Origin of the sequence: Pseudomonas sp. FYR_5, assembly GCF_043106315.1 — a bacterium.
GTDB lineage: Bacteria > Pseudomonadota > Gammaproteobacteria > Pseudomonadales > Pseudomonadaceae > Aquipseudomonas > Aquipseudomonas putida_Y.
In genome coordinates this window covers 20,944-46,215 of the sequence record NZ_JBICMK010000034.1, presented here as the reverse complement: position 1 = coordinate 46,215, position 25,272 = coordinate 20,944, and the positions used below count along the sequence as shown (strand labels likewise).

The following is a 25,272-nucleotide window of genomic DNA, read 5'->3' as shown; positions in this document are numbered from 1 at the left end:
GCCCTGCTGGCCAATCTCTACCCGTCGTCCACCACCGCATTCGCGGGTAAACCCGCACCTACACAGATTAGTGGTGCCCACACATCGGTGGTTGTACACAGCCCCCCCGTAGGAGCGGGTTTACCCGCGAAGAGGCCGGCCCTGCTGGCCAATCTCTACCCATCGTCCACCGTCGCTGCCACCACCGCATTCGCGGGTAAACCCGCCCCTACACCAATTGGTGGTGCCCACACATCGGTGGTTATACACAGCCCGCCGTATCCGCGGGTTCACCCGCGAACACCGGCAACGCCGGTGCCATCCCCACCTCAATATCGCCCCGCCACCATCCCGATGGAACCCCCGCCAATCCCCCGCAGTCCACCTTACAGGCCCACTTTCCAGAGGCCCCAGAGGAGACACCCATGAAAGGTACCGCACTTTCGGCCCTGTTCGCGGCCGCCACCCTGCTGGCTTCGCCGGTGTTCGCCGCCGATGACCTCTGCACCGCCAACCTGCAAAAGATCGACGACAGCATGGCCACCGCCGGCGCCACCTCCGAGGGCCTGGACAAAGCCATCACCGAGCACGTCGACAAAGCCAAGGCCGCCCAGGCCTCGGGCGACACCAAGGAATGCATTGCCATTACCAGCAAAGTCCTGGAACGCCTGGAAAAAACCGAGAAAGGCAGCAGCAGTAGCGGCGGCGGCGCGTGAGCCCAAAAGCGGGCGACTGGACCGGCTGTCGACGTCGCCCGCGCAATGGCGTATACTCCGTCCTACGCGCCGTAAGGTGCGTTAGCCAAGAGCTAGTGCGGGGCCGATTAGGATTCGACGCCGGTAGCGAAACTCTAGGTGCATGCCGAGTTGGTAACAGAACTCGTAAATCCACTGTTGCAACTTCTATAGTTGCCAATGACGAAACCTACGGCGAGGAATCCTACGCTCTCGCAGCGTAAGTGACCTTTGCTTCTGGTAGCTTCGGCTCCAGCAATCACTAGGGGATGCCTGTAAACCCGAAATGATTGTCATACAGAACAGGATCGTCGCGTAGCACGTTGTGGGCGAAGTGACTAAAACTTACACAACTCATCCAAAGCACCCTGCCCGTCGGGCGGCTGCGGATTAAATCAGTAGACACGGCTAAGCATGTAGTACCGACAGCGGAGTACTGGCGGACGGGGGTTCAAATCCCCCCGGCTCCACCAAATGATCATCTAAAGACGTCCACGGACGTCTTTTTTTGTGGCTGAAATTCAACGAAATCAAGGATTTAGGCTCCAACAGCGTCTTTAAACCTCCAGGAACATCTACCCCTACGTGTATTCCAAGTGGTATTCCAAGCACACCCCTGCTATTTTTTGGAATACATAACCAGCAGCGAGAAACGCCATGGGGGCTCAAGCCGCGCGCCTTTCAGACCTCAAAGTCAAAGCCGCTAAGCCGAAAGAGAAGGACTACATCCTCACCGATGGGGACGGCCTCCAGATGAGGGTTCGAGCTAATGGATCAAAGCTGTGGAATTTCAACTACATCCACCCGGCCACCAGAAAACGCGTGAATATGGGGCTGGGCACCTTCCCTGAGGTGGGGCTGGCCCAGGCACGAAAGCGCACCGTTGAAGCTAGGGAGCTGGTAGCTCAAGGCATTGATCCGAAGGAAAAACGCGATTCAGATAGGCAAACACTAAAAGCGACCACAGAGCACACATTCAAAAATGTGGCCACCGCTTGGTTCGATCTCAAGAAAGACTCAGTGACCAATGCTTATGCTGAAGACATTTGGCGCTCTCTAACGCTACACATTTTTCCCGAGTTAGCCACCACTCCGATTTCAGCGATCACTGCGCCAGCGGTGATTAAATTGCTGAGACCTCTTGAGGCAAAGGGCAGCTTAGAGACGGTTAAGCGGCTTAGCCAGCGTCTCAACGAAATCATGACTTACGGGGTGAATGCTGGCTTAATTTTCTCAAATCCACTTAGTGGCATCCGCTCTGTCTTCAAAAGGCCGAAGAAGCAAAATATGGCGGCACTCGCGCCGGATGAGCTGAGAGAATTGATGTTAGCCGTTGCCAATGCCAGCATCAAAAGAACTACGCGCTGCTTGATAGAGTGGCAGCTCCACACCATGACTCGTCCTGCGGAGGCTGCTACCACTCGTTGGGCTGATATCGATTTCGAAAGGAAGTTGTGGACAATTCCACCGGAACGAATGAAAAAGCGTCGCACTCATATAATACCGCTTACACAACAAGCTCTAGAGCTTCTGGAAGCTATCAAGCCTTTCAGCGGGCACCGTGAGTATGTGTTCCCCGCAGATCGAAATCCTCGCACCCATTGCAACAGTCAGACCGCCAATATGGCGCTTAAGCGGATGGGATTCGCGGGCCGTCTAGTCAGCCACGGTATGCGGTCAATGGCGAGCACCATACTGAACGAGCACGGTTGGGACCCGGAATTGATTGAGGTTGCACTCGCACATGTTGATAAAGACGAAGTCCGCAGCGCCTATAACCGTGCCGACTACATCGAGCGCAGGCGTCCAATGATGAAATGGTGGAGCGAACACATCCAGGGAGCGGCTACCGGAAGTCTTTCAATGTCAGCAATCATTGGCGGGGGAAATTCACAGCTCACCCCGGTTAACCGTGCCGCTAGCAATGTTGACTAGCGAGCGCCCTTAGGCCAAAGCCTAGCTCGCGATGCAAAACGAATGCTTCATAGCGACCGACACTATGTCCACCCCCGACTCGCTCATGAAGCTAGCGCCAGTGAGCGGCTCTTGTCGATACAGAAGTTGAAATGCTACAAAGTGGACGCCGTGAGCAAATACGCTGGTTCACATTGATAGTCAAAAAGTGAGCCGATGCCGCCTTTTTCCTTTCTTGGGGGGCCAACGCCTGAAAGAAAGCCCCCCTTCACAATGAGAAATTTTACACTATCCGATAGTGCTACATCGTCATCGATAATGAGTCCATCACGCTATTGGTATCCGAAATAATCTTTAATATTTTCTGATAGTGCTTGACCTCAGAAAAAGTCAGAGTTCGTCCTCTACGATCTTTCAACCATTTCTGAGCTGGTTGATAACCGCCAATGAAGAGCTCCCAGGTGGCTTCCCGGACGTCATCAAAATACTGATCATCGTTGATCCAAACCTTTCCATCGTGAAATGAGGGCTGATCGACCTGCGCATGTCCTGATCCTTTGAGCGGATGGTGCGGAGTACCAATGACGGATGAGTCCATGAGATGCAGCCTGCGGAGATGTTCACCTTTGGTGGAAACGTCCCAAAATTCGCTAGAGTTGACCGGCCATGGAATGCGGGGGAAATCAATTTTCAGATGTTCAGCATACAACCTTCGATAAGCAGGGCAGTGGAGTACCCCATAGATATAATCAAAAACATTTATTTCGTTTGGCTCTCCCCGCTCGGAACAATACGCAAGAGCTTTTAACTTATCAAATAATTTTTCGTCAAAATTCACCCGACGCTCTTGATAGAGTTCTTGATCATCCGGATATATATAGAGCGGATAGCAATACCCTCTTTCTTTTGTTCGATTAGAGATGTAGCTATCATCAAAAATACCATCTGAAACAAAAACGTGCTCCCACGACTTAACAGCACTTTGCCTACATGACACCAAGCTTATGTTGTCTCCGACCAACATATGCTTCATGACCTTTTCGCGCCAACGCCACAAAATCTTATTATCGAAGTAGGTCCAGCGATTATCAAATGGGCGATAGCATATACTTACAGGCCTTAGCGTTCGACCAGCGATGTCAGATCGATTCCCCACAAGCCAGTCACCATAGTTCTTACCAAGCCCATATCGAACTTTAAGTTCGTTAGCCGTGTGCGAACTTGAAATAAAATCCTCTAGCCTACCGCTCAACTCTGCTGCGCTTTCAGCTATAGCAAAACCATCACCCATACTTACAATGCCTGTTGCATTAATAGGCATAAAATCAGATATGGAAAATCCCTTCTCGTAGCTATCCATATGTTTATCGTTACGCCTTACAAAGGCATAGTGAGGCGCAGAGTAATTCAGCCTTTGAGAAACCAAGCCTGACAGCGAACCATCAAATAGCTTTTTATATTTTTCAGCACGTTCCCCCCAGAGGTCGCCATGGTAAACCTCAGCCAACCCATCGGGACCATCCTTTTTCTTGACAGCAATAATGATTGCTACACCCGGCTGAATATCGAATACATTCTTATCCGGCAGGCCGGCTGGTGTAACCTCTTCCTTTTTGCTATTTCCATGAAGATCCAACACATATATTTTGTCGAATGTCTTCAAAAGGTGCCAACGCATCCCGCGAAATGTCGGATTATCAAGATAACCGTGATTTGTAATAAACCCGAGGACACCTTCGTTGTTTTTGCTAATCAAACTTTCGGCAAGCCGAATAAACTTCACATAATCATCATGCAACCAGTGCTTTCGCTCACCAAAGTGCACTCCATCTACATACTTATAATCCTCAATGAGCCCACTAATCCACGCCCCCATATTTTGAGAAACTCCGGAGTATGGTGGGTTTCCAATCACACACATGATAGGCATGTCTCGCTTGATGGCATTCGCTTGCTTAACCTCATTAGATAGCCAGTGCGCGAAAGGCAGCGATTGATTTGCAGACTCACCCTCTTCTAAAGAGTTTGTGAGATACACAGAAAGCCGAGGTGGCGTACCCGTTGGCTTATATCCAAGCTCAGTCAGAATCATATCAAGCTTCATGTGACACATGGCGTAGGACGCCATCAAGAGCTCAAACCCATGCAGGCGCGGGATTAAATTATTCTCAATGTAGGGAGACCACATACCTTCTGCAACGTTTTTTACTTTCGGGGCTATCTGCTTTATCACCTCCGCAAGAAATGTTCCGGTCCCTGTAGCCGGATCGAGTATTTGAACTCTATGCACCTCTTTCGGAAGAGTTATCCGCTTCCCTTTTTTTGTCTGACCAGTATCCCAGTCGATCATAATTTTGGACGTATCTGCTAAACCATCAGAAAGCCCAAACTCAGCTTGCAATATTTCATCAACAGCACGAACTATAAAATTAACTACCGGCTCGGGTGTATACCACACTCCGCGCGCTTTACGCTTGGACGGGTTGTAAGCAGCAAGAAACGTTTCATAAAAATGTAGGAACGGATCGCTTTGACCGGTAAGCCTCCCAAAACTACTCATGATTTTCTTGACATTGGCGGCCTGAAACACAGCTGCCAAATCGTCGATAATCCATACAATACGCTCATCCAAATCCTCGCCAGCCAGGTAGCTGAATAGGCTTCGGAGGAAGGGATTTGATTTGGGTAGAAGCTTTAATGCTTCTTGACGACTGAATGTTTCAAGTGACGTATCGTGCAAACGTGCCGCAAACATTCCATATGCTATGGTTTCGGCATAGATATCCGCAAAGTCACCGGTCGTAATATCATGAATTAGATGCTCTCTGAAAGCATGATACTGCCCAGAGAGTTCAGTCTGTTCCTCTCCGTCAGCCTTCAAAGCATTGTGTAGAACTTCTTTAATCAAAATAGCTTTGCCCGCCATCATTTCAGCGAGCACTCGTGGCGATGTGATGGTCTGAGGACGTTGGGCAATAAAATTACGAAGTAAGCTATCTAGTTTTTCGTACTGATCCGGATTAGCTTGGATCCCCATTAAAAAATCAGCGATAGTGACGGACTCGACCCGCTCACCGTCTCGGTAGAAGTCCCAGTCAAGACAGTTTGTATAGATCAGATTGGGCAAGGCTTTCCGGTAGCGATCCTGCTGACCTTTATTGGCGTCCTTCATTCCCCGCAAGCCGACGCCTATATCTTTTGCCTCAACGTGTCCTATGACGATTTCACCACGTTGAATGATGAAGTCAGGAGCACCACAGGCAATGCGTTTTGGCTCGTTCAGAGCAGACACGCTGGCATCTAAAGACCCGAAGAGACTTTCTAATGCAGAACGATACGAATGCTCTGTTGCCACACCTGTCTTGTAGATGGCGACAACCTTACTTACAAACTCTTCAATAATTTTCACAAAAAACTCTCTAGTGAGCTGTATGGCTCATGCTGGCCTGACCGACATATAAAAAATGAGGATTCTAAATCTTGGAAAGCAGGTGTAATAATGCCGAGTAAAATTACTAGGTGGGCTTGTTGGATGGATTTCCAAGGCAGGTGCGCACCTCCGCTTAAAGACGTGGTGACTCCGTAACAGAGCGGGATAGACGAAGCAGCAGTCGTCACCAAACGGAGAGTCCTTTAACGTCAGGTGTTGGGCCTGTGGAGGTTATCGCGAGCAGACAGTCGAGACAAGCTAGGTACAGGTCAGCCGCTTTGATGAAGAGGAAAATCGTCGGGGCTCTGAAACCGGATATTTTGTCCCCATCCATGGATTGGGCCTTTCGCTCGCGCAGCCGCGATCCAAGGCTCATTGACCGCTCAGGAATTTAGCCAAGCACTAATGTCCTCATAGAAACCTTTCGCGCCCTGTGTGAGCTTTTGAGTGGCGTAGCTCGGACGATTCTTTAGCTTACGACTCCCGTTCAGGCTACAGGCGGTGATCAAGTATTCCTTTATGCAGTAAGCCGCCCACCAATGAGCGCTCCGGGGCTTCTCTATATGCACAGCTAGGTTCGTATAACGCTGCCTGTAACCTAGCGCCAGAGCCGTTCTGAGGGCCTCTGAGACATCATCCACGCGGTCATCAGGAATGCAGAACGCTCCGTGAATGTGGAGGGGATGATTCTCCGTACCCCCGGAATGGTTGAACTCCAAGTTGAAAGCTACGTCGGTATGGATGCCCAGCTTCACCAGGGTTCGCTTGATGATCTCAGCGAGATAGTTAGCTGGCCCTCGTGGCGCTGCCAAGGCTGCCTCTGCCGAATCGTGATCTAGCCGGATGGTGGTCGTTTTGGCGTCAGGCTTGGTACAGAGCAGATGAAGACGGAAGTATTGCTTCATTTCTGGACTGACAAATTTAGCCCAGTCCCGCAATACTCCGGTTCCCTGATAGCTTTTCACCAACTCGCGAATGAAGACATCCGTGTTCCTAACTGCTTCTAGCTGTTGATGATCATGTTCTGAATTGAGATCACTAGTAGCTGCTACGAGCTTTGTGTGCCTTAGGTGGAAGCCAGCCACAAGCCCCGCCCTGCCTGGAGTAGATAACAATTTTCCGGTCTTTTGTGAGTGGCCGGTATTTGCATTTACTCCAGCGCCGAGCTGATAAACCTCGGTGGTTAGGCAGTGATTATCATTGCTCATGGCTACCTACAGATGTCCAGGTTAGGGGCTAATTTTCATTTTTGACGTACCCTGGATGGCATCAGGGTGTTCGATATTTCTACTAATCTCTAAGGGTTTGACGATTGCCCGGTCATGATCCGGGCAAGATTGGGTCAGAGCCTTCACTCACAATGTCGTCGTCATCGTGTTGAAGCTGAGCAAGGCGTCTGCTGTCGAGCCAGCGCAATGTCTCTAGCTCGTCTTCAACGCCCTGAAGATTCCCTTCGTGTTCGGCCTCTTCTAGCCGCTGCTGCGCGCGCATTTCTGCAACATCCGCGTCAGTCATGATATGAATCTTCAGCTCCGGGAGCTCTTCAACACTGAGGGCCTGGTTGAGCTTTTCTAACGGGAGAGCTCGTCGCGTCACATCCTGAGTCAGCTTGAGTGCGGTGGATGCCGCTGCAAGCGAGCGAAAGACAATCGGGTTGGTCGGATCGAGCACTTCAAGAGCGTTCGCAAGCTTGGTCCTGATTTGTTGGTTCAGCGCCAGCTCATCAGCCACCAACGAGGCTGCTGTTTGCTGTACGGCATCGAGGGAGAATGCTGTGGTGAGCAGTTCTTCTCTGGCCTTCTCGATCATTATCTGAGTTCCGGCACCAGCAACGGCTTTGTGTTTCTTAAGCAGCCGTTGCGTCGTACTGACACTGATAGACATCCGCTGTGCAATCGCTGTGACTGTCCACCCTGCCTCCCGGAGTATCACCGCTTGGGCAGCTTGATCCGGCGTAGATTGTTTACCAGCCATTTTCATTCCCCTTGTACGGTGACTGAGGGCTTGCTGGCGCAAGCTCTTTTAACGGATGCAATCGAAATACCGAATTGAGCAGCCGTTTCCTGAATTGTTGCCGAGTTCGCTACCCGCCACGCGCTAACGGCTAGGTCGTCGACCTTTTTTGGCGCGCCCAGCTTCTGCCCCAATGCCCTGGCTCGCTCAATGCCGGCCATCTGTCGGGCCTTGATGTTGCAGCGCTCCAGCTCCGCAACGGCAGCTAGCATGGTCAGCATGGCTTTTCCGATTGGGCTGGAAAGGTCAAATCCCTCTCGCATTGAAACTACCGCCACGCCTTTGGATTTGAGAGCCTCCACCGTTTCGAGCACGTCGATGGTGTCCCGGCCAAGACGATCTATAGCAGAGACGATAAGGGTGTCGCCTTTCCTCGCGAATTTGAAAAGCTCCGCAAAGCCGGGACGCTCTAGGGCCTTGATTGCGCCGCTGGTGGCTTCATCTGCGAACCAATGCTCGACATTGTGGAGTTGTGAAATCGAGTGACGCTGAGCATCTGTACTTTGATCTTCGGTACTGACCCGAACGTAAGCGAGAATGGTCATGGTTGCAGCGCCCTTGATGGCTCATAATTATGGCTCAAAATATAAGATATGGCTCAGATTAATTCAACATATCTGAGCCATATCGAAGGCCATATTTTTCGTTCCCGGGCGCGACCGACTCGGCTGGCTCAAAAAGTACACCTTCTGAGCCAGATATTTATCCAGAGGCGATACACTGCCGGATCGTCTGGGAGCGCGTCAGTCCTTTTTAAGTAATCCGAACGAGACTCGAATGTCCGCCCCTGCAGAACCAAACAAATGTAAGTCTTCGCGGAGTGAGGACACTGCGATGCCTTTCCGCTTCAGGGCTTGAAGAACCTCGATTAATTCTGCTCGATCCGTACCCAGGCTCTCGAGGGTGGAGACGATCAGGACGTCTCCTCTCCTTGCGAATTTGCACAAATCCCCGAAGCCGGGCCGATCTAGCGCGACGAGCGCCGTCAAGCACTCCATATCTGCAAACCAGTGAACATCGTCAGCCACCTCTTCAGCGACCTTGATGCGGGGCATAGCTTCTTCCCCATTGCTGCCAACCAGGAAATAGACTAACGCGCTCATAGGATCTCTCCTATCACACTAGTTCGAGGGCTCGACTCGCCAGAAATACGGTCCTCGATCCATTGGTCTACCGCGAGCGAGTCCCAACCGACCGCTCTCGCGCCGAGGCTAACGGATCGTGGAAATAGCCCTCGACCAATTAAGTTGTAAATGTGGGCTCGTTTGAATCCTACGCGGCGCTCAACCTCGGGTAGCCGAAGGATTTGGCGGCTTTGGACGGCGGAAAATGTTTGTGAAGGTTCGGGAAGCATGGAGGGGTGCATCTGGACTCCTTGGCGCCCTATGGCGCTTGGTGGACTAGGTGCACCTATTCAATCCACACAGCACCCCGGAGTCATTTCAAGTGAAAATATTCGTTTTGCATTTGCAATTTTGCTCAGGCTTTTTCAGCCTCACCAGCAGCCTTGTTGGAGGCTGCAAAAATTTTGCTGAGGTTACTCGGACTGATCCCGCTCCATTTTCCGTGGCGCTTGACAATCTCATTTGTTACGGAGCTTTGGTTGTAACGTGGGCGGCTCGAGTCGAGGAGGAGCTCAAGCAAAGCCGCAATCACAAGCTGGTGTGATGCTTTTTCTGCTGAAGGGGCTGGGGAAGGCTTGCTACTGATGCTCTCCGCAAATTTATCAATCTGCGAACGGTGAAACCGGACTTTGCACTCATCGGGCATCAGGTCAATAGCCCATTCTTCACATAGGTAAGTGGGCGCATCGAGTTCATCTTTTTCTGTGACATATCCTGATAGATAGACTGCTATCGGTCTTGGGCCTACAGGATCTAGGAGCGCTAAAGGGTTTAGTATCTGAGCTTCGCCACTGCCGTAAACAGTCTGAAAGTACGAGCTTTCGCCGTTTTGTATCCATGAGGTGCTTTTGCCAAATCGCCCGCGTACGTTGACCGATGCGATGCAGTTCCCTTGCTCGCAATGGCTGAGCAGATCGCCCTCGCTTAGCTTGATAGCCTTTTCTTGCTCCAGGTACCGTAGAGCTTGATCGATGGTAAACCAGGTGAGATGTGAAAGGTGGTCCGGCATGTCAACCTCTGGGACGAATGGTCAAGGCTTGGTGGGCATATCTTAAGACAAGGACACCTTCAACAGGTCTAGCTCATCAGCTCGATTACTAGACCCTCCTGACTGCGATTTTCCGAGGTAACAGGCCCACAGTCACGCCTACCCCTATCGACCAGCCCAGCGCCCTTGAGAACGAAGCTACCAAAAATCACCTGCTTTTCGCGGCCTTCTTGTATTCCAAAAAGTATTCCAACTCGTAGAGAAAACTAATAAAAAACGTTAATAATCAGAATATTACATAATCGTTTCAGATTACCCCGGCTCAGCTACAGCCCCCCGATCCGGTAGGCTACCGCAGCCGGCGATGGCAAAGGATGTAACTACCTCAACTGCCCCCTAAACGCATCGTACGCCGCTACCGGCAAGCTGATCCCCTCACAGACCGCACGAGCATAAGCTTGCTCCTTGGCCCTCCCCGACAAGTAAACCCCCAAGGCTTCAAGCCGAGCCATCTGCTCATCCAACCGTGCAGCAAAGCACTCATCCAGCAACCTGGGAGCAATACCAATCACCAGCATCCCAGCCCCAGGCGATTCGCTACCAGCACGAAAATCCGCTGCATCCAACGACCAATTAGCCCCCGTCACCCCCGCCGCAAGCACCTCAACCATCAACGCAATATTAGCCCCACGACCACCCCCAAACGCCAGCAACGTCCCATGCAATGCCTCCCGCGCGCTGCGCGTTTCATTGCCTTGCCCATCAACCGCCCAGCCTGCCGGTATCGCCTCTCCCGCTTCAGCGGCCCGCAGCAGGTTTACGTAAGCAGTGGCGCTGCTGGCTTGGTCAATCGCCAGTAACCGCCCCGTGTCACTGCCGGCGGCAAATGCGATGGGGTTGGTGGAGTACAGCGGCCGGCGCTGGCCCGCCACGGTGAGCAACGGTGGACCATTGGTGAACGCCAACGCGACCAGCCCCTCGCGCGCCAGGCGACGGGTGTAATAGCCCAACTCGCCGCAGGTGAACGCGTTGAACTGCGCAAACAGGGCGATACCCAGTTGATGCGCATTGCTGCACAGCGCTGGGAAGGCGCGATCGAACCCCAGTTGCGCGATGCCTCGGGCCGCGTCGCAGCGGATCATGGCCGGCGCGACCTGGGTCACGATGGGCTCGGCAGCCGTGGCGATTCGGCCGGCGGCAAAGCCGCTGAGGTAGTCAGGCAAATGGCCGAAACCGAGTTCGTGCTGGCCATGGGCCTGGGCTGATACGGTGGCGTTGGCAAGCGCCGTGGCCACGGCGTAGCTGGTGCCGTGGGCCAGGCAGAGTTGGCGCGCGAAGGTGGTGGCATCGGTCAGCGACAGGCGCTTTTCGGGTTTGTGGTCGTCCATGGGGGCTTCGGTGCTCTCGGGTTGAAGGTGTGCCGCAGCCAGCGAACCTGCAAGGGCGGTGTTAGCCGCGAATGAACGATAACGCGTCATTTCTGAAAGCTCGCGGTGCGTTCATTCGCGGCTAAAGCCGCTCCTACGGGATTTGATTGTCTTTACTGAATCATCCTCGGCTCACCCACTTTTGCAGCCTCGCGGTCCAGGCCAAACGAGGCGAGGATTTCTGCGATTTCGCCTGAGGCATGCAAGGCCTGGATGTTCTTGCCCAGCGCCTCGCCCAGGGCGGCGTTGGCCTTGGTGTACGGGAAGGCGCTCTGCCCGGGCTCAAGCGTGGCCTTGACCCGTTGATCGGGCTCGGACACCTTGATGCTCTTGCCGGGGTAGCCGCCCTTCTGCTGCGAAGAAACAGCCACAGCGAAGCTGTCCGCGCCAACCTGGATGCGCCTGGACGCCAGGTCCTGGGCCATGGCCACGGGGTTCGGGTAGAGCACCAGGTTATCGCCAAAGGCTTTCTTCAAATCGTCCACCCACAGGTAGCCCTGCACGGTGCCGATACGCTTGCCATCCAGTTCGGAAATCTTGGTGTAACCCTCATCCGAAATGATGCCCATCACGTCCAGGTACAACGGTGCCGACAAGCCCAACGCCTTGCTGCGCTCTGCCGTGCGATACCAATCACCGATGCCGACATCGGCGCGCTTTGCCACCACTGCCTGGACGACGGCTGCCGTGTCCACCACCATGGTTTTGACTTTCAGGCATTCGCGCTCGGCGATGCGCTTGATGATCTCGCCGTCCACGCCGCTCAACTGGTTGTTCGGCCCCGGTATCGAGTAAGGCGGGAAGACATACGCCGCCACGGTCAGCACACCCGGGGTGATGGTTTCAAACTGGTTCGCGGGGGTGCATTCGGCCAAGGCGTACGGGGCGCCGGCCAAGGTCGAGCACAAGAACATCCAACGGGTAAAACGCTTGAATGAGCGAGTCATGACGTCACCTTTGCAATAAGAGAGCAGCAGCCGAAATCGGCGCGAGTGGATTTGTTGTTATGGCTGGCTGGGGGCCAGTCTTTTTTCCAGCGCTGCCACACCCAGGGTCGCCGGGGCGCAGACAGCGGCATACATCAAACCGGCCAGTATCAGCACCGGCATGTACTCGAACGTGGAAGAGCCAATGGAGGACGCCCGGCTGACAATTTCTGGCAGGGCGATGGTGAAACACAGCGACGAGGCCTGGAACATCATGATCGAGAACCCCAGCAGCGATGGCAGCGCCACCCGCAAGGCCTGAGGCAGGATCACAAAGCGCAGCGCGTCGAACCGGTTGAGGCCGATCACTTCGGCGGCCTCGGTTTGCCCTGCGGCCACCGACTCGATGCCACCGCGAATGATTTCACTGGTGTAGGCGGCCGTGCAGTACGCCATGGCCAGCGCAGCGGCCCAGAACGAGGTCAGGGTGAGGTTGACGCTGGGCAGGCCAAAGTAGAAATACTGCAGCAGGATCAACGCCGGTGCGCCACGCCCCAGCTCCACCACCACCAGGGAGGGATAACGCAACCAGCGGCTCGGCGACGAAACGCCCAGTGCCAGCAACAGCCCCAGCACAACGCCCAGGCCCAGGCTCACGGCCGTGACCTGCATCGACAGCACAAAGCCCTTCCACAACTCCGGTAACCATTGCGCCCACATCGTCAGCAGTTCGCTCATCGGGCAATCCTCTGTTTCAACGTGGCCGACAGCCAACGAGAGAACAAGGCCACTGGCACGCTGAGCACCAGGTACACCACCGCCGCCGCGCTGTAGACGCTCAGGCCCTGAAAGGTTTGCTGTGAAACCTGGTAAGCCTGAAAGCTGATTTCACCAACGCCAATCGTCGAGGCCACGGCCGAATCCTTGAGCAGGCCAATGGCGTAGGTGGCTGAGGTGGGAATGGCGATACGCACCAACTGCGGCAACACCACGTCGAAAAACCGTTGCGGCGCCGACAGGTTAAGCACATAGGCGGCTTCGAACTGGCCGGCGGGAATCGCCGCGAACGCACCGCGGTACACCTCGGACATGTGCGCCGCCGTGATCAGCCCCAGGCCAACCACCGCTGCGGTAAACGGCGACAGGCTGATATAGCCGCCACCGATGCCGAAGAAGATGAAAAACAGCCAGACAATCGGGGGGATTGAGCGCAGGGTCAGCACCAGCATGGCAGCCAGAATGCTCAGCACCTTGAACCTGGACATGCGCAGGGCACAGATGGGAAACCCCAGCACTACGCCGACACAGAATGCGAGCACGGTAACGGCAATGGTCCAGGGTATGCCGTTCAACAGCATCATCAGGATGTCTTTCATCAGCGATTCCTCACTGCCTGGAGGAACTGGATCACCCGTTCATGCTCGGGCTCGCGCATCACTCGCTGGCTCGGCCCGTGTTCGATGATGCGCCCGTCAGCCATGACCACCACCCGGTCGGACACGGTTTCGGCGAAGTGCATCTCGTGAGTCACGACAATCATCGACATGCCTTCGCCGGCCAGCTCTTTCATCACCGCCAGCACCTCCAGGCCCAGCTCGGGGTCCAGCGCCGAGGTCGGCTCGTCGAACAGCATCAGCTCAGGGTCCAGTGCCAGGGCGCGGGCGATGGCGATCCGTTGCTGCTGGCCACCGGAGCAGCGCGCCGGATAATGCTGGGCCTTGTCAGCCAGCCCAACGCGTTCGAGCAGTTGCAAGGAGCGGGCGTCGGCTTCTTTGGCGCTGCGGCCCAAGGTGCGGATTTGCGCCAGGCTGACGTTGCGCAGCACCGTCAGATGCGGGAACAGGTTGAACGACTGGAACACCATGCCAATGCGCCGGCGCAACTTCAGCAGCTCTGTACGGGGCAACGCCTTGCCAGCTTCGATGTGCACGCCATCCATGCTGACCCGCCCCTTGGTCGGTGGCTCCAGTTGGTTGATGCAGCGCAGCAAGGTACTTTTGCCCGACCCACTGGGGCCGATAATGGCCACCACCTCGCCCTTGTTCATTTCAAAACACACGTCGTGCAAAACGGGGTAAGGGCCAAACTGTTTATGAATGCCCTCCAGGCGCAAGAACGGTTCGGCGCTGGCCACCGGGCGCGGCGCCAAGGTGGGTGCGGTTTCGATCACGGTCATACTGCTCATGGTTTTGCTCCAGCTATCGATCGCCGTCGACCAAGGGTGTGCGCGAGAGTTTGATCGGCCCGTTGGCGCTGATCAGCACCTGTTCTTCGAGCTTCACCCCTTCCCCACCGCCTTGCTCACCGATGTAACTTTCCACCGACACCACCATGTTTTCCTCGAACAGGCCGTCGTACCCCCACTCGGCAAAATCCACGGCGTAGGCGACGCTGGGGTACTCGTCCACCAGCCCGACACCGTGCAGCATCATCATGTAGCGGTTGTGCTCGAAGCGCTGGGGCACCGGCCAGCAGCGCTCGGCGAACTCGCGAAAGGACAGGCCCGGGCGCAGCAGTTCGACGTTGTGGTTGATCTGCTGCGAGGCGATGTCCAGCAAGTCGCGTTGGACCATGCTCGGCGCCTTGCCGGGGCAGATGAAGCTGCGCGAGATGTCTGAAAGGTAACCACCGGGCCCGACCATGTCGGTGTCGAAACAGACCATCTCACCTGCCTTGATGACCTTGTCGGTGGCGTCCTGAAACCACGGATTGGTGCGCGGCCCGGAGCTGAGCAGGCGGCTTTCGGCCCACTCTCCGCCGTGCGCGACGTTGGTGCCGTGCATGATGCTCCACAGCTGATTTTCAGTAACCCCCGGCACCAGGCTTGTGCGCATCCGGGCAATGGCCAGGTCGCAAACGCCCATGGACACCCGGTGGCTGGCCACTTCTTCAGCCGATTTGATCAAGCGTGCCTGCTCCATCAATGGCTGCGCATCGAACAGCTCAATGCCTTGGTGTGTCAGGCGCTGCGCGCCCCAAGGGTCGCAGCGGTCGACCGCCAAGCGGCGATTGCCGCCACCGTGGCGGGCCATCAGGTCCGCTACCTCCTGTGCCCAGCGCTCGGCTTTTTCCTGCACGCGGGGGCCGGCGAGGAAATACAGCCAGGGAATCGCCGGGCGAATTTCATCGATGGTTTCAACGTGCTCGCTGTTGTGCCGGCTGCTGGTGAATTCAAACAGCACCACCGGGCCGTCGGTGGCGACGAACACATAGCGGCTGGGCGAGTGCATCACCCACAAACCAAGGTTATTGGTGTCGGTGGCATAGCGAATATTGATCGGATCGGCCAACAGAATGCCGGCGTAATCCTGGGCGCGCAGTTGCTCGCGAATGCGCTCCAGGCGGTAATGGCGCAAGGCTTTGCGATCGATGGCGGCATACGCATCGAGTAACGCCGTGTCGACCGGCGCGATGGCATGTTCAGTGACCTTGGCATCGCTGCGAAAGCGCAGGTCGCGTTCGGTTAACGCCGTGAGCAGCTCAATGGAATCAGAACCCGTTTGCATGCAACAACCTCCGCTGAGTCAGACCAACTTTCGGGGCAGTAACTAAAAGGTTTCTAAATCTGGTGACGGCTGTCTTTATTGTTGTGGGCGACGCAGGGCGGCTAGAGGTCCTTGACCAGCCGCAGGGCATCGTAGATGGCCGCATGGGTATTGCGCGACGCCACTGCATCACCAATGCGGAACAGCTGGAAGCGCCCTTCGGGGTTGCTGACAACGGTTTGCGGCTTGCCGACAATCAGGTCCATGTACTCCAAGGCACCTTCGTTGCTGGCCAGGGGTTTGAGGTCGAAATACAGCTCGTCCAGCGGCCGGGTGCCGTGGTTGACCACCACCTGATCCACCAGGCGCGTTTTGGTCAGGTCGCTGTAATCGGTGCCGATCGTGGCCAGCAATTGGTCGCCTTGTTTCTCCACGGCCTTGAGCCGGTAGGTGACGGTAAAGGTGGTGTCCAGTTGCTGTAACGCGCGCATGTAGGGAACCAGGTTCATGCCCATGACTTCTGGCGCGAACGAGCGGTCGGGGGTCATGATTTCAGTCTTGGCGCCACTGCGGGCGATGAATTCGGCGGCTTGCAGGCCGGCGTGGTCGCCCGCATCGTCGTACACCAGCACATTGCGCCCAGGCTTCACGTCGCCGGAAATGATGTCCCAGCTTGAAACCAGGAACTGATTGCCGTGCTCCAGCACTTCGGTGTGCGGCATGCCCCCGGTCGCCACGATCACCACGTCGGCGTTTTCATCGAGCACAATCGCGGTGTCTGCCCAGGTATTGAAGTGGAACCTCACACCAAGGCGCTCGCATTGCGCCATGCGCCAGTCGATGATGCTGATCATTTCCTTGCGCCGCTCGGACTGTGCGGTCAGGCGAATCTGCCCGCCGGGTTTGTCCGCCAGCTCGTACACCACCACCTCGTGGCCGCGCTCGCCTGCCACACGTGCCGCCTCCAGGCCACCAGGGCCGGCGCCGACAATCACCACTTTGCGCTTCTGCACAGCCTTGGGTATTTCATGAGGCATGGTGGTTTCACGCCCGGTCGCGGCGTTGTGGATGCAATAGGCCGCGCCTGCGTTGTAAATGCGGTCCAGGCAATAGTTGGCGCCTACGCATGGGCGGATATCGTCTTCACGGCCTTCGATGATCTTGCGCACGATGTGCGGGTCGGTCATGTGCGCGCGGGTCATGCCGACCATGTCCACCAACCCCGAGGCAATGGCATGACGCGCCGTGGCCACGTCGGGAATTTTTGCTGCATGGAAGGTCGGGAAGCCGGTCAGCGTCTTGATTTCGCCGGCAAAGTCCAGGTGCGGGGCATTGCGCATGCCCTGGATCGGGATGATGTCGGTCAGCCCGGCGTCAGTGGCGATGTTGCCGCGAATCACATTGAGGAAGTCGATCATGCCACTGTCTTTCAACAGTTGAGAGATCTGTAAGCCCTCCTCTTTTTGCAGGCCACCGGCGAGCACTTCGTCCCCGGTGTAGCGAATGCCGACAATAAACTCCGGGCCCACGCGCTTGCGAATGGCCGTGAGCACATCGAAGGTGAAGCGCAGGCGGTTTTGCAGCAAGCCGCCGTACGGCCCTTCCAGCTCGTTGGTCAGTGGCGACCAGAACTGGTCCATCAAGTGGCCGTAGGCTTGCAGCTCGATGCCATCCAGGCCCGCGGCCTTCATGCGTTCGGCGGCATCGGCATAATCGCGAATGATGCGGTCGATGTCCCACTGTTCAAGCTGCTTGGGGAAGGCGCGGTGTGCGGGCTCCTGATTGTGGGAGGGCGACACCACCGGTAGCCAGTCGCCTTTGTCCCAGCGGGTACGCCGGCCCAGGTGAGTGAGCTGGATCATCACCGCTGCACCATGTTCGTGGCACTCGTCGGTCAGGTCTTTCATCCAGCCGACCACTTCGTCCTTGTAGGCCAGAATGTTGTTGAACACAGGTGGGCTGTCACGGGAGATTGCGGCGGAGCCTGCGGTCATGGTCATGGCTACGCCGGCTTTGGCACGTTCAACGTGGTAGGCCCGGTAGAGCTTTTTCGGCATCCCGTCTTCCGGGTAGGCCGGCTCGTGGGAAGTGGTGATGATGCGGTTGCGCAGGGTCAAATGCTTGAGGCGATAAGGCTGAAGTAGCGGATCGTTTTTCATATCGGTCTCGCAAACAGGTCATCAGGCACGCCGACAATATGCCCCTGTGTACACAGGTGTCAATACTCTTGACGATGGTGTACAGTTACCACAAAGCGCACATTGAAAAGGGAAGAAATGCCCATGAAAGGAACCACCTCAAAGGCGGAACCAGCAGGCCGAGGCTCACTGGAAGGCTGGCTTAATGCGGCCTATGAAAGCCTGACCGAGTCAGGTGTGGATGCCGTGCGCGTGATGCCGCTAGCCAAAAAGCTGAATTTGTCGCGCACCAGCTTCTACTGGTTTTTCGAAGACCGCGATGCCTTGCTCGTGGCCTTGATCGAGCAATGGAAAAACAAGAACACCTTCAACCTGGTGACCAAATCCCAGGCCTATGCCGAGTCCATCACCGAGGCGATTCTCAACGTCTTCGACTGCTGGCTGAACAGCGAATTGTTCGACTCGCAATTCGAGTTCGCCATGCGCAGTTGGGCACTCCAGTCGCCGGAAGTGGCGCAGGAAATCGGCCAGGCAGACGCGCAACGCGTCGAGGCATTGCGGCAGATGTTCGACCGTTTCGGCTTTGAACACGATGCCGCGATTACCCGCGCCCGCTCCATCTACCTGACGCAAATCGGCTACATCAGCATGAAAACCCGGGAGCCCCTGGCCCAGCGCATGCGCTACATTCCCGAGTACCTGAAGATTTTCACCGGCAGGGAGCCGGAAGCCCGTGAGCTGGAGCGCTTTTATCAGCGCAACGGTTTTAGCGGTGCCGATTTGAAGGTCTAAAAACACCGACTCACAAGTGAGCCTCTTTGAAGATGCGGGGTTCATAGCAAGCTTCAGGATCTTGCGCACCTGTAGGCACGGGTTTACCCACGAACAGGGGCGCAACCCGTGCCATCCCCTACCCGCCTTACCAGCTATAACTCACCTTCGCCGTCACCTCCCGCCCCGGGTTGTAGTAATTCGCCGTCCCCGACCCCACCACATGCTGCTCATCGAACAGGTTGCTCACATTCAGCGCCAGGTCGGTCCCTTTGGCGATCTTGTAGTTCAGCGCCGCATCAAACAACGTGGTCCCATCGCTCTTCTTGGTATTGGCAGCATCCATGTAGTACGCCCCCACATACCGCGCGCCCAGGCCGACGCTCACGTCAGTGCCAGGTATGTCGTAGTAGCTCCACAGCGATGCGGTGTGTTTGGGCGCCGTGGTGAACTCATTGCCCTTCAAGGAAGAGCCGTCATACAGCGACCCGCGCAGCACCTCGGACTCCATGTAGGAGTAAGCACCAATCACGCTGATGTCTTGCGTGACTTGTGCCTTGGCTTCCAGGTCAAGGCCACGCACGCGTGACTCGCCCACCGTCTGCTGCTCGATGATGCCGCTTGGCAACACCACAGCAATGGTGACGTTCTCCTGGGTCAGGTCGTAAACAGCGGCGGAGAAGAGTGCGTCCATGCCCATGGGCGAGTACTTGATGCCCACTTCGTATTGCTTGCCGGTCTGCGGGGTAACGCCTACTTGCGGGGGCGAGACGGACTCCACCATGCTCACGTAGGTCGACACTTCATCGTTGACGATATAGGTCAGTGCCGCGCGGTAGGAGGTTTCGGAGAAGTTGTCCTTTTCCGTCTGCTCGCCACCGATGTATTCCTTGCTCGACAGGTCCATCGAGTCGTTACGCACGCCTGCGGTCGCGATGACGCGGTCAAAGAACGACAAGTTCTGCTGCAGGAAAACCGCCTTGGTGGTGGCGTCATTCTTTTTGCGGGTATAGGGCGTGATGCCGCCAGGCACGCCGGTGAATACCGGGTTGGCGATGTCGATGGAAGGCGCCAGGCCGTAGACCGAGCTCTGTTTGGTCGTCGAGTCGAGGTACTCGACGCCCACCAGCGTGCTGCTGTCGATGTGCTCGAACTGGGCATCGTACTGCAGCATCAAGTTGCCGTTGAGCTGGTCGGCATCGCTGTCGGTGCCGAAGACGTAGCGTGGAATGGTGGTGCCAACACGCGAGGCGTTGTCGCTCAGGTAGGCGTAGCCAAAGTCATCGGTCAGCTCGCTGTAGCGCAGGTTGCTGCGCAGCACGAAGCCGTTGTCGAAGTCGTGGGTGATGTTGCCGCTGAGGCTGGTGCGCTCGACATCGTGGAAGTTGTAGCTGGGCTCGCCGTAGAAGTCGCTGCGGTCGTATTCCTTGTCCAGCGGGTAGCCACCGCTGTTCGGCGAGCTGTTAGTCTTCAGGTAATCCAGCACCACCGTGGCCGAGGTGAAGTCGGTCGGCGCCCAGGTCAGGCCGCCCATCACGAAGCGGTTGTCGTCCTGGGAGTGGTCGTACTCGCGGTCGCTGTTCTGCATCTTGGCCGTGAAGCGGCCGGCCAGGGTTTGTTCGTCGTTCAGCGCATCGCCTACATCGATCCCGGTTTCGGCATGGTCATAGGAGCCGTAGGTCACGTAGCCTTGGCCAAACTTCTCGAAGCGCGGTTGCTTGGTCACAAAGTTGACCGAGCCACCCGGGTCTGCCGGGCCGAACAGGGTGGAGTTGGCACCCCGCAGAATTTCGATACGCTCGTAGGCGTAAGGGTCTTCGCGCACACCGCGCATCGAGCTGAGGGTCAGGCCGTCTCGGTAGGTGGTGGCCTGGAAGCCTCGGATCAGGAAGTAGTCGTTGCGGTCGTCCGAACCGTAGTAGTCGCTGACCACGCCGGGGGTGTACTGCAGCGCCTCTTCGGTGGTGCTGACGCTGCGCTGCTGCATTTCCTTGTTGGTCACCACAGACACGGACGCGGGCGTGTTGAGGATGCTGGTCGCCACCTTGCCACCTACCCACAGCTCCTTGGCAACCACCGAGTTGGCGTCATCGTCGGCGCTGGCCTTGACCTTGGCATTGATGATGACAGGCGCCAGGCGGTAGTCCTCGGTCGCGCCCAGCTCCAGCGGGCCGGCAGGCTTTGGTTGTGGTATTACCAGGTACGCATTGGGGCCCTGCGGCTCAAACTGCAACTCGGTTCCGCGCAGCAGCGACGACAGTGCCGAGCGTGTATCCAGCGCGCCCTGCACCCCGTTGGTATTGCGGTTGGCCACGTTCTGCGCATCGAACGAAAGGCTGATACCCGCCTCGCGTGCAAAGCGGTCCAGTGCCGGCGCCAGCGGGCCCGCGGGAATGCCCCATTGCTTGAGCGGGGCGTTGTGATCAGCGCTCAAAGGCTGTGCAAGCGACGGCAGTGCGTAGGTGCTGACTGCCAGCCCCAACAGTGCAGCATGCAGGGCACGACTCAAGGGGTGGCGCTGTGGAACCGGGGTAAAACTCATTCTCTCGCTCCGTGTCGGTGGTCGGCGGGCTGGCCTGTAATCCGGCCTTCTCTACATGCCGAACGAGAATGAGAAAACACCTCATTTATTTTTACACTGGGCATCTTGCGCGAACCACCCGCCTACCCCGATACAAAACCGCGCGGTGGATGGCCTTGCGTTGACCCAATCGTTGCCGGGAATGGACGGCACACGCGCGGCGAAGCGAGCTTGCCCCGATCGACCCGCTTGACCTCAGGGCGCATGGCGTTCTTGGCCATTTCGCCAAATCGTCCCGCAACGCCCAGCGCTACGAGAGGCAGCAATACCCCGCCCAGGTGTGCGCGGCCTTGGTCTGTATGCCTGTCGAGGCCCTGGCTGCTGGCGCCACGAGTCCCCCAACCGCCTCCGACAGCCCCGCCAGCGGAACAGCCAGCACCCTGGCCCCTGAGGCTGATCAATTACATCTGGCGCAATCCCTGTAGCGGCCTTGTGTCGCGCATGTCATTCATGGCGCCGGGGCAGATTCGTCACCATCCTGTTCGGGTGCAGCCGACTGCGCCCGACATGCAGGTTGGAGATTGCATGATCGAGCGACCCGGTATATCCACCATCCAGGCCGCCGCCCGCTCTACCCGTACCCCAGTTATTGTCCATTTCGCCATCTCCCTGGTTCGACGCGTCCCTAAAAAATTCGCCGCTAGATTCTGGTCAATGCCAAACCCGATACTGTCGACCGGGTTCAACGCATGATCTTTACCTCGCTCCCATTTGCTTGCTGGGCCTCGGCCTGAGGCAAGGCAAAATTGCCCAGCCGAGTGCCACGCAGTAACGCCACGCAAACCTGTATGCGCTGAAAGGCGTCACGCCATGAGCTTCAGGACACTGGCTGCAAGTTTCTGAAAACGGTCAAGGACGCCCTGGGTATCCCTGCCCGTTTACGCGAGGTCATCGCCGCCGCCCCCAAGCTACGCATGCAGGTGCATAACACCGCCCGTCATCGCCTCATCACGCATGGTGCGCTGGCAGGTGTGGTCGCAGCGTATCGGTTTCGACCAGGGCAGCGAGCGCAACGGTGAGGTCAGGGGCGGGCGTGGTAGTGACGGCCACTACGAGGGTGAACATCGGCAGATCATCAGCCCTGATTCAACTTCAGAATATGCGTCTTTATGGCCTGCCCGGCGGCATCGACAAGGCTCATATAGAACCCCTTGCCCAGGCCGAGCAACGGTGATCCCTTCAATGATTCAGCCGTTGCCTTCAGCGTGATGACGCCGAACTGCTCTGCGATGGTCTCAATACTGCGCTGGCGCTTCCCAGGCTGGTCGTACGGCTTTTGATACCACGTGGCAATCTGGTACTGGGCGTCCTCTCTTTCGAATGCCGCGTACAAGTGCTGGGCCAGCGCAGTAACCGTTTCACGAATCAGCCCAGGGTCGGTATCGTGATTATTCAGCAATGCCTCGAAAGGGGCATTGGCTACCGCCAGAAGATCTCCGATGGTGTAGCCCGCCATCGGTGGAAACACTCCAGGCGGCAACTCGACGGCTGCGCCATTCGCTAAAGTTGAACTGCCTTCGTCGTGCATAAAAAGCTCCTTTCTCTTAGCGCGAAGCGCTCTTGTATCCGTGCAAAGCATCCCTGCACGAGAGTGACGAAACGGTGAAGCGCACCACATACTGCATAAAGTCACCAGGCGCAATATTGGCCGGGTACGCGCCTCTGTCGACAGCCGAACTGTGGGTAAGTACGGCATCACAACTCTCCACGGCTGCCAGGACGGGCAGGATGAGTTTACACGTGGTCATGCCAGTTTCCTTACTTGAAAAGTCTGCTGGAGCACACCAGAAGAACCGCCCCATGTCTTGCTGCTGAACCTTCGTCTGGCCCAGAAAAACAAAGGGCACCCATCCTCGGGTGCCCTTTGCCTTACAGCCAGGTGAACTGAATCACCCCATCGATCGCGCGCCCACCGGTTGCGCATGGCCCCTCGCCGTCACGATCCCCAGGAAGGAAATCACGATCGCCAGGCCCAATGTCGAGCTCACTTCCGCCCGATGCTCAGGCGTGTACATCATCACCGCCAGCGCCCCGGCAATGAAAATGATCACCGCCCAGGTCAGGTACGGGAACAGCCACATGCGGAACTTCAGTTCGGTGTTCTCGCGCTCCAGACGGCGGCGCATGCGCAGCTGGGAGATGGCGATAACCATGTACACCAACAGGGCGATGGCGCCGGAGCTGGCCAGCAGGAACTCGAACACGCCCTTGGGTGCGAAGTAGTTGAGGACCGCGATGGCCGCACCGATCAAGGTGCTGCCGAACACTGCAGCACGCGGTACGCCGACCTTGGAGGTCTTGTTGAGGAAGGCCGGGGCGTCACCGCGCTTGGCCAGCGAGAACATCATCCGCGAAGCGATGTAGATCGACGAGTTCATGCAGCTGGTAACGGCTACCAGAACCACCAGGTCGACCATGAATGCCGCGTTGGGGATGTTCATGATTTCCAGCGCACGCTGGTACGAACCCACCACTGCCAGTTGCGGGTCGTTCCACGGCACCACCGAAATGATCACGAAGATCGACAGGATGTAGAAGGTGCTGATACGCCAGATCACCGAGCGAGTGGCCTTGGCAATGTTGCGCGACGGGTCGCTGGACTCGGACGCGGCGATGGTCACCGCCTCGGTGCCGATGAAGCTGAACATCACGGTGATGAACGCCCCCACCACTGCCGACCAGCCATTCGGTGCAAAGCCGCCGTATTCGGCAACCAAGCTGCTCAGGCCACTGACCTCGCGGTTGGGCAGCCAGCCCATCAGCGCGGCAAAGCCCAGGCCGATGAAGCCCAGAATGGCGGTGACTTTGAGGATGGCGAACCAGAACTCGAACTCGCCGTACTTGGCCACGCTGAACAGGTTGGTACCGGCCAGCAGCAACACCGAAGCCAGGGCGAAGATCCAGCTGTCCACCTGCGGGAACCAGGCGTTCAGCACATGCCCGGCGGCCAATGCTTCGATAGGAATGACCAGTACCCAGAACCACCAGTACAACCAGCCGATGGTATAGCCGGCCCAGCGGCCAATGGCCTGGTCGGCATAGGTGGAAAACGATCCGGTGTCGGGGTGTGCCACGGCCATTTCGCCGAGCATGCGCATGACCAGTACCACCAAGGTTCCGGCCACGAAATAGGAAATTATGGTTGCTGGCCCGGCTGCCGCGATGGCATGGCCAGAACCTACGAAAAGTCCGGCGCCGATGATGCCGGCGATGGACAGCATCGTTACGTGACGTGGCTTGAAACCTTGTGCAAGGTTGCCATCAGATCCCACGGTGTTCATTGATGTTGTTCTCTTTTTGCTGACACAAGGAAGGACGGGCAGGCGTAGGCGAAAAATATCTCCTTTGAAATCAATAAGTCGACACGTTACTCGCGCTCTGTTGTTGATCTTTGGAGCGCTTCACAGAGCAACGTGTCAGTGCAGGGCGGGCTTCATTTAATCCCCGCATGGCTGTGGGGAATTACACGAGAACGCCCCGGAACTGTTCGATCACGACAGGGCATTTCCATCAACGCCAAATGTCGCGAATGGCATGTCCGATCGCGCCATGGGCCCAAATGGAGCTTTTGTTTTTCATATGAATGTGTGTTGTCTGTGCCGGCCCTTTCGCGGGTGAACCCGCTCCTACGATGGTACGTGGCGACGGTACCGATTGGTGGATGCGGTGGCGGGTGCGGTGGTGAATGAATGGGGGGATTGGCCGGCAGGTCCGGCCCTTTCGCGGGTGAACCCGCTCCTACGACGGCGTGGCAACACCACC

The 25,272-nt window shown here is 56.7% G+C and carries 20 protein-coding genes and 1 other RNA gene; 4 read left to right on the top strand and 17 right to left on the bottom strand.

The genetic code is table 11. The features are described 5' to 3' along the window. Positions 1-404 precede the first annotated feature (404 nt). The 3 genes from ACF8RA_RS03785 (at position 405) to ACF8RA_RS03775 (ending at position 2,648) form a co-directional block, all read left to right on the top strand. Complete coding sequence (locus ACF8RA_RS03785) at positions 405-695, top strand: hypothetical protein (protein ID WP_104962591.1); 291 nt, start codon at positions 405-407, stop codon at positions 693-695. Positions 696-794: 99 nt separating this feature from the next. Then, positions 795-1,186: a transfer-messenger RNA gene (gene ssrA, locus ACF8RA_RS03780) on the top strand. 184 nt (positions 1,187-1,370) lie between these two features. Then, on the top strand, positions 1,371-2,648 hold the full coding sequence (locus tag ACF8RA_RS03775; protein ID WP_392518804.1) for an integrase domain-containing protein: 1,278 nt from the start codon (positions 1,371-1,373) through the stop codon (positions 2,646-2,648). 280 nt (positions 2,649-2,928) lie between these two features. On the opposite strand, the gene ACF8RA_RS03770 is transcribed toward ACF8RA_RS03775, so the two are convergent. The 14 genes from ACF8RA_RS03770 to ACF8RA_RS03705 all read right to left on the bottom strand — a co-directional run bounded on the left by ACF8RA_RS03770 (position 2,929) and on the right by ACF8RA_RS03705 (position 18,179). Continuing rightward, positions 2,929-6,036 carry a type ISP restriction/modification enzyme gene (locus ACF8RA_RS03770; RefSeq protein WP_392518803.1) on the bottom strand — a complete coding sequence of 1,036 codons (3,108 nt, stop codon included), beginning with the start codon at positions 6,034-6,036 and terminating at the stop codon, positions 2,929-2,931. Positions 6,037-6,440: 404 nt separating this feature from the next. Continuing rightward, positions 6,441-7,265 carry a hypothetical protein gene (locus ACF8RA_RS03765; protein WP_392518802.1) on the bottom strand — a complete coding sequence of 275 codons (825 nt, stop codon included), beginning with the start codon at positions 7,263-7,265 and terminating at the stop codon, positions 6,441-6,443. A gap of 112 nt (positions 7,266-7,377) precedes the next feature. Next, entirely contained in the window at positions 7,378-8,031 is a 654-nt protein-coding gene (locus tag ACF8RA_RS03760; protein WP_392518801.1) for a helix-turn-helix domain-containing protein, read from the bottom strand. 2 nt (positions 8,032-8,033) lie between these two features. Continuing rightward, on the bottom strand, positions 8,034-8,615 hold the full coding sequence (locus ACF8RA_RS03755; RefSeq protein ID WP_392518800.1) for a recombinase family protein: 582 nt from the start codon (positions 8,613-8,615) through the stop codon (positions 8,034-8,036). 198 nt (positions 8,616-8,813) lie between these two features. Continuing rightward, positions 8,814-9,173 carry a recombinase family protein gene (locus tag ACF8RA_RS03750; RefSeq protein WP_392518799.1) on the bottom strand — a complete coding sequence of 120 codons (360 nt, stop codon included), beginning with the start codon at positions 9,171-9,173 and terminating at the stop codon, positions 8,814-8,816. After that, positions 9,170-9,424, bottom strand: a complete 255-nt coding sequence (locus ACF8RA_RS03745) for a helix-turn-helix transcriptional regulator (protein WP_392518805.1) — start codon at positions 9,422-9,424, stop codon at positions 9,170-9,172. The genes ACF8RA_RS03750 and ACF8RA_RS03745 overlap by 4 nt, the downstream gene beginning before the upstream one ends. Positions 9,425-9,549: 125 nt before the next feature. Beyond that, positions 9,550-10,203, bottom strand: a complete 654-nt coding sequence (locus ACF8RA_RS03740; RefSeq protein WP_392518798.1) for a hypothetical protein — start codon at positions 10,201-10,203, stop codon at positions 9,550-9,552. Between the two features lie 359 nt (positions 10,204-10,562). Then, a complete protein-coding gene (locus ACF8RA_RS03735; RefSeq protein WP_392518797.1) occupies positions 10,563-11,570 on the bottom strand; it encodes an Ldh family oxidoreductase in 1,008 nt (335 codons plus the stop codon). A gap of 152 nt (positions 11,571-11,722) precedes the next feature. Beyond that, on the bottom strand, positions 11,723-12,556 hold the full coding sequence (locus ACF8RA_RS03730) for an ABC transporter substrate-binding protein (RefSeq protein WP_004576158.1): 834 nt from the start codon (positions 12,554-12,556) through the stop codon (positions 11,723-11,725). A 57-nt stretch (positions 12,557-12,613) separates the two neighbouring features. Beyond that, on the bottom strand, positions 12,614-13,273 hold the full coding sequence (locus ACF8RA_RS03725; RefSeq protein ID WP_019752558.1) for an amino acid ABC transporter permease: 660 nt from the start codon (positions 13,271-13,273) through the stop codon (positions 12,614-12,616). Next, positions 13,270-13,911: an amino acid ABC transporter permease gene (locus tag ACF8RA_RS03720; RefSeq protein ID WP_004576156.1), complete on the bottom strand. Its 642-nt coding sequence runs from the start codon at positions 13,909-13,911 to the stop codon at positions 13,270-13,272. The genes ACF8RA_RS03725 and ACF8RA_RS03720 overlap by 4 nt, the downstream gene beginning before the upstream one ends. Continuing rightward, positions 13,911-14,720 (bottom strand): amino acid ABC transporter ATP-binding protein, encoded by an 810-nt coding sequence (locus tag ACF8RA_RS03715; RefSeq protein WP_004576155.1) that lies wholly within the window; start codon positions 14,718-14,720, stop codon positions 13,911-13,913. The genes ACF8RA_RS03720 and ACF8RA_RS03715 overlap by 1 nt, the downstream gene beginning before the upstream one ends. Positions 14,721-14,733: 13 nt before the next feature. Next, positions 14,734-16,041, bottom strand: a complete 1,308-nt coding sequence (locus ACF8RA_RS03710; protein ID WP_176683243.1) for a Xaa-Pro peptidase family protein — start codon at positions 16,039-16,041, stop codon at positions 14,734-14,736. A 101-nt stretch (positions 16,042-16,142) separates the two neighbouring features. Beyond that, positions 16,143-18,179 (bottom strand): FAD-dependent oxidoreductase, encoded by a 2,037-nt coding sequence (locus tag ACF8RA_RS03705; RefSeq protein WP_392518796.1) that lies wholly within the window; start codon positions 18,177-18,179, stop codon positions 16,143-16,145. A gap of 123 nt (positions 18,180-18,302) precedes the next feature. On the opposite strand from ACF8RA_RS03705, the gene ACF8RA_RS03700 reads away from it, so the two are divergent. Beyond that, positions 18,303-18,950 carry a TetR/AcrR family transcriptional regulator gene (locus ACF8RA_RS03700; protein ID WP_176683242.1) on the top strand — a complete coding sequence of 216 codons (648 nt, stop codon included), beginning with the start codon at positions 18,303-18,305 and terminating at the stop codon, positions 18,948-18,950. Between the two features lie 127 nt (positions 18,951-19,077). On the opposite strand, the gene ACF8RA_RS03695 is transcribed toward ACF8RA_RS03700, so the two are convergent. From ACF8RA_RS03695 to gabP, 3 genes are all read right to left on the bottom strand, one after another. Then, positions 19,078-21,471, bottom strand: a complete 2,394-nt coding sequence (locus ACF8RA_RS03695) for a TonB-dependent siderophore receptor (protein ID WP_392518795.1) — start codon at positions 21,469-21,471, stop codon at positions 19,078-19,080. 1,114 nt (positions 21,472-22,585) lie between these two features. After that, positions 22,586-23,038 (bottom strand): hypothetical protein, encoded by a 453-nt coding sequence (locus ACF8RA_RS03690; RefSeq protein ID WP_392518794.1) that lies wholly within the window; start codon positions 23,036-23,038, stop codon positions 22,586-22,588. 361 nt (positions 23,039-23,399) lie between these two features. After that, positions 23,400-24,791 carry a GABA permease gene (gene gabP / locus ACF8RA_RS03685; RefSeq protein WP_209963304.1) on the bottom strand — a complete coding sequence of 464 codons (1,392 nt, stop codon included), beginning with the start codon at positions 24,789-24,791 and terminating at the stop codon, positions 23,400-23,402. Positions 24,792-25,272: the final 481 nt, after the last annotated feature.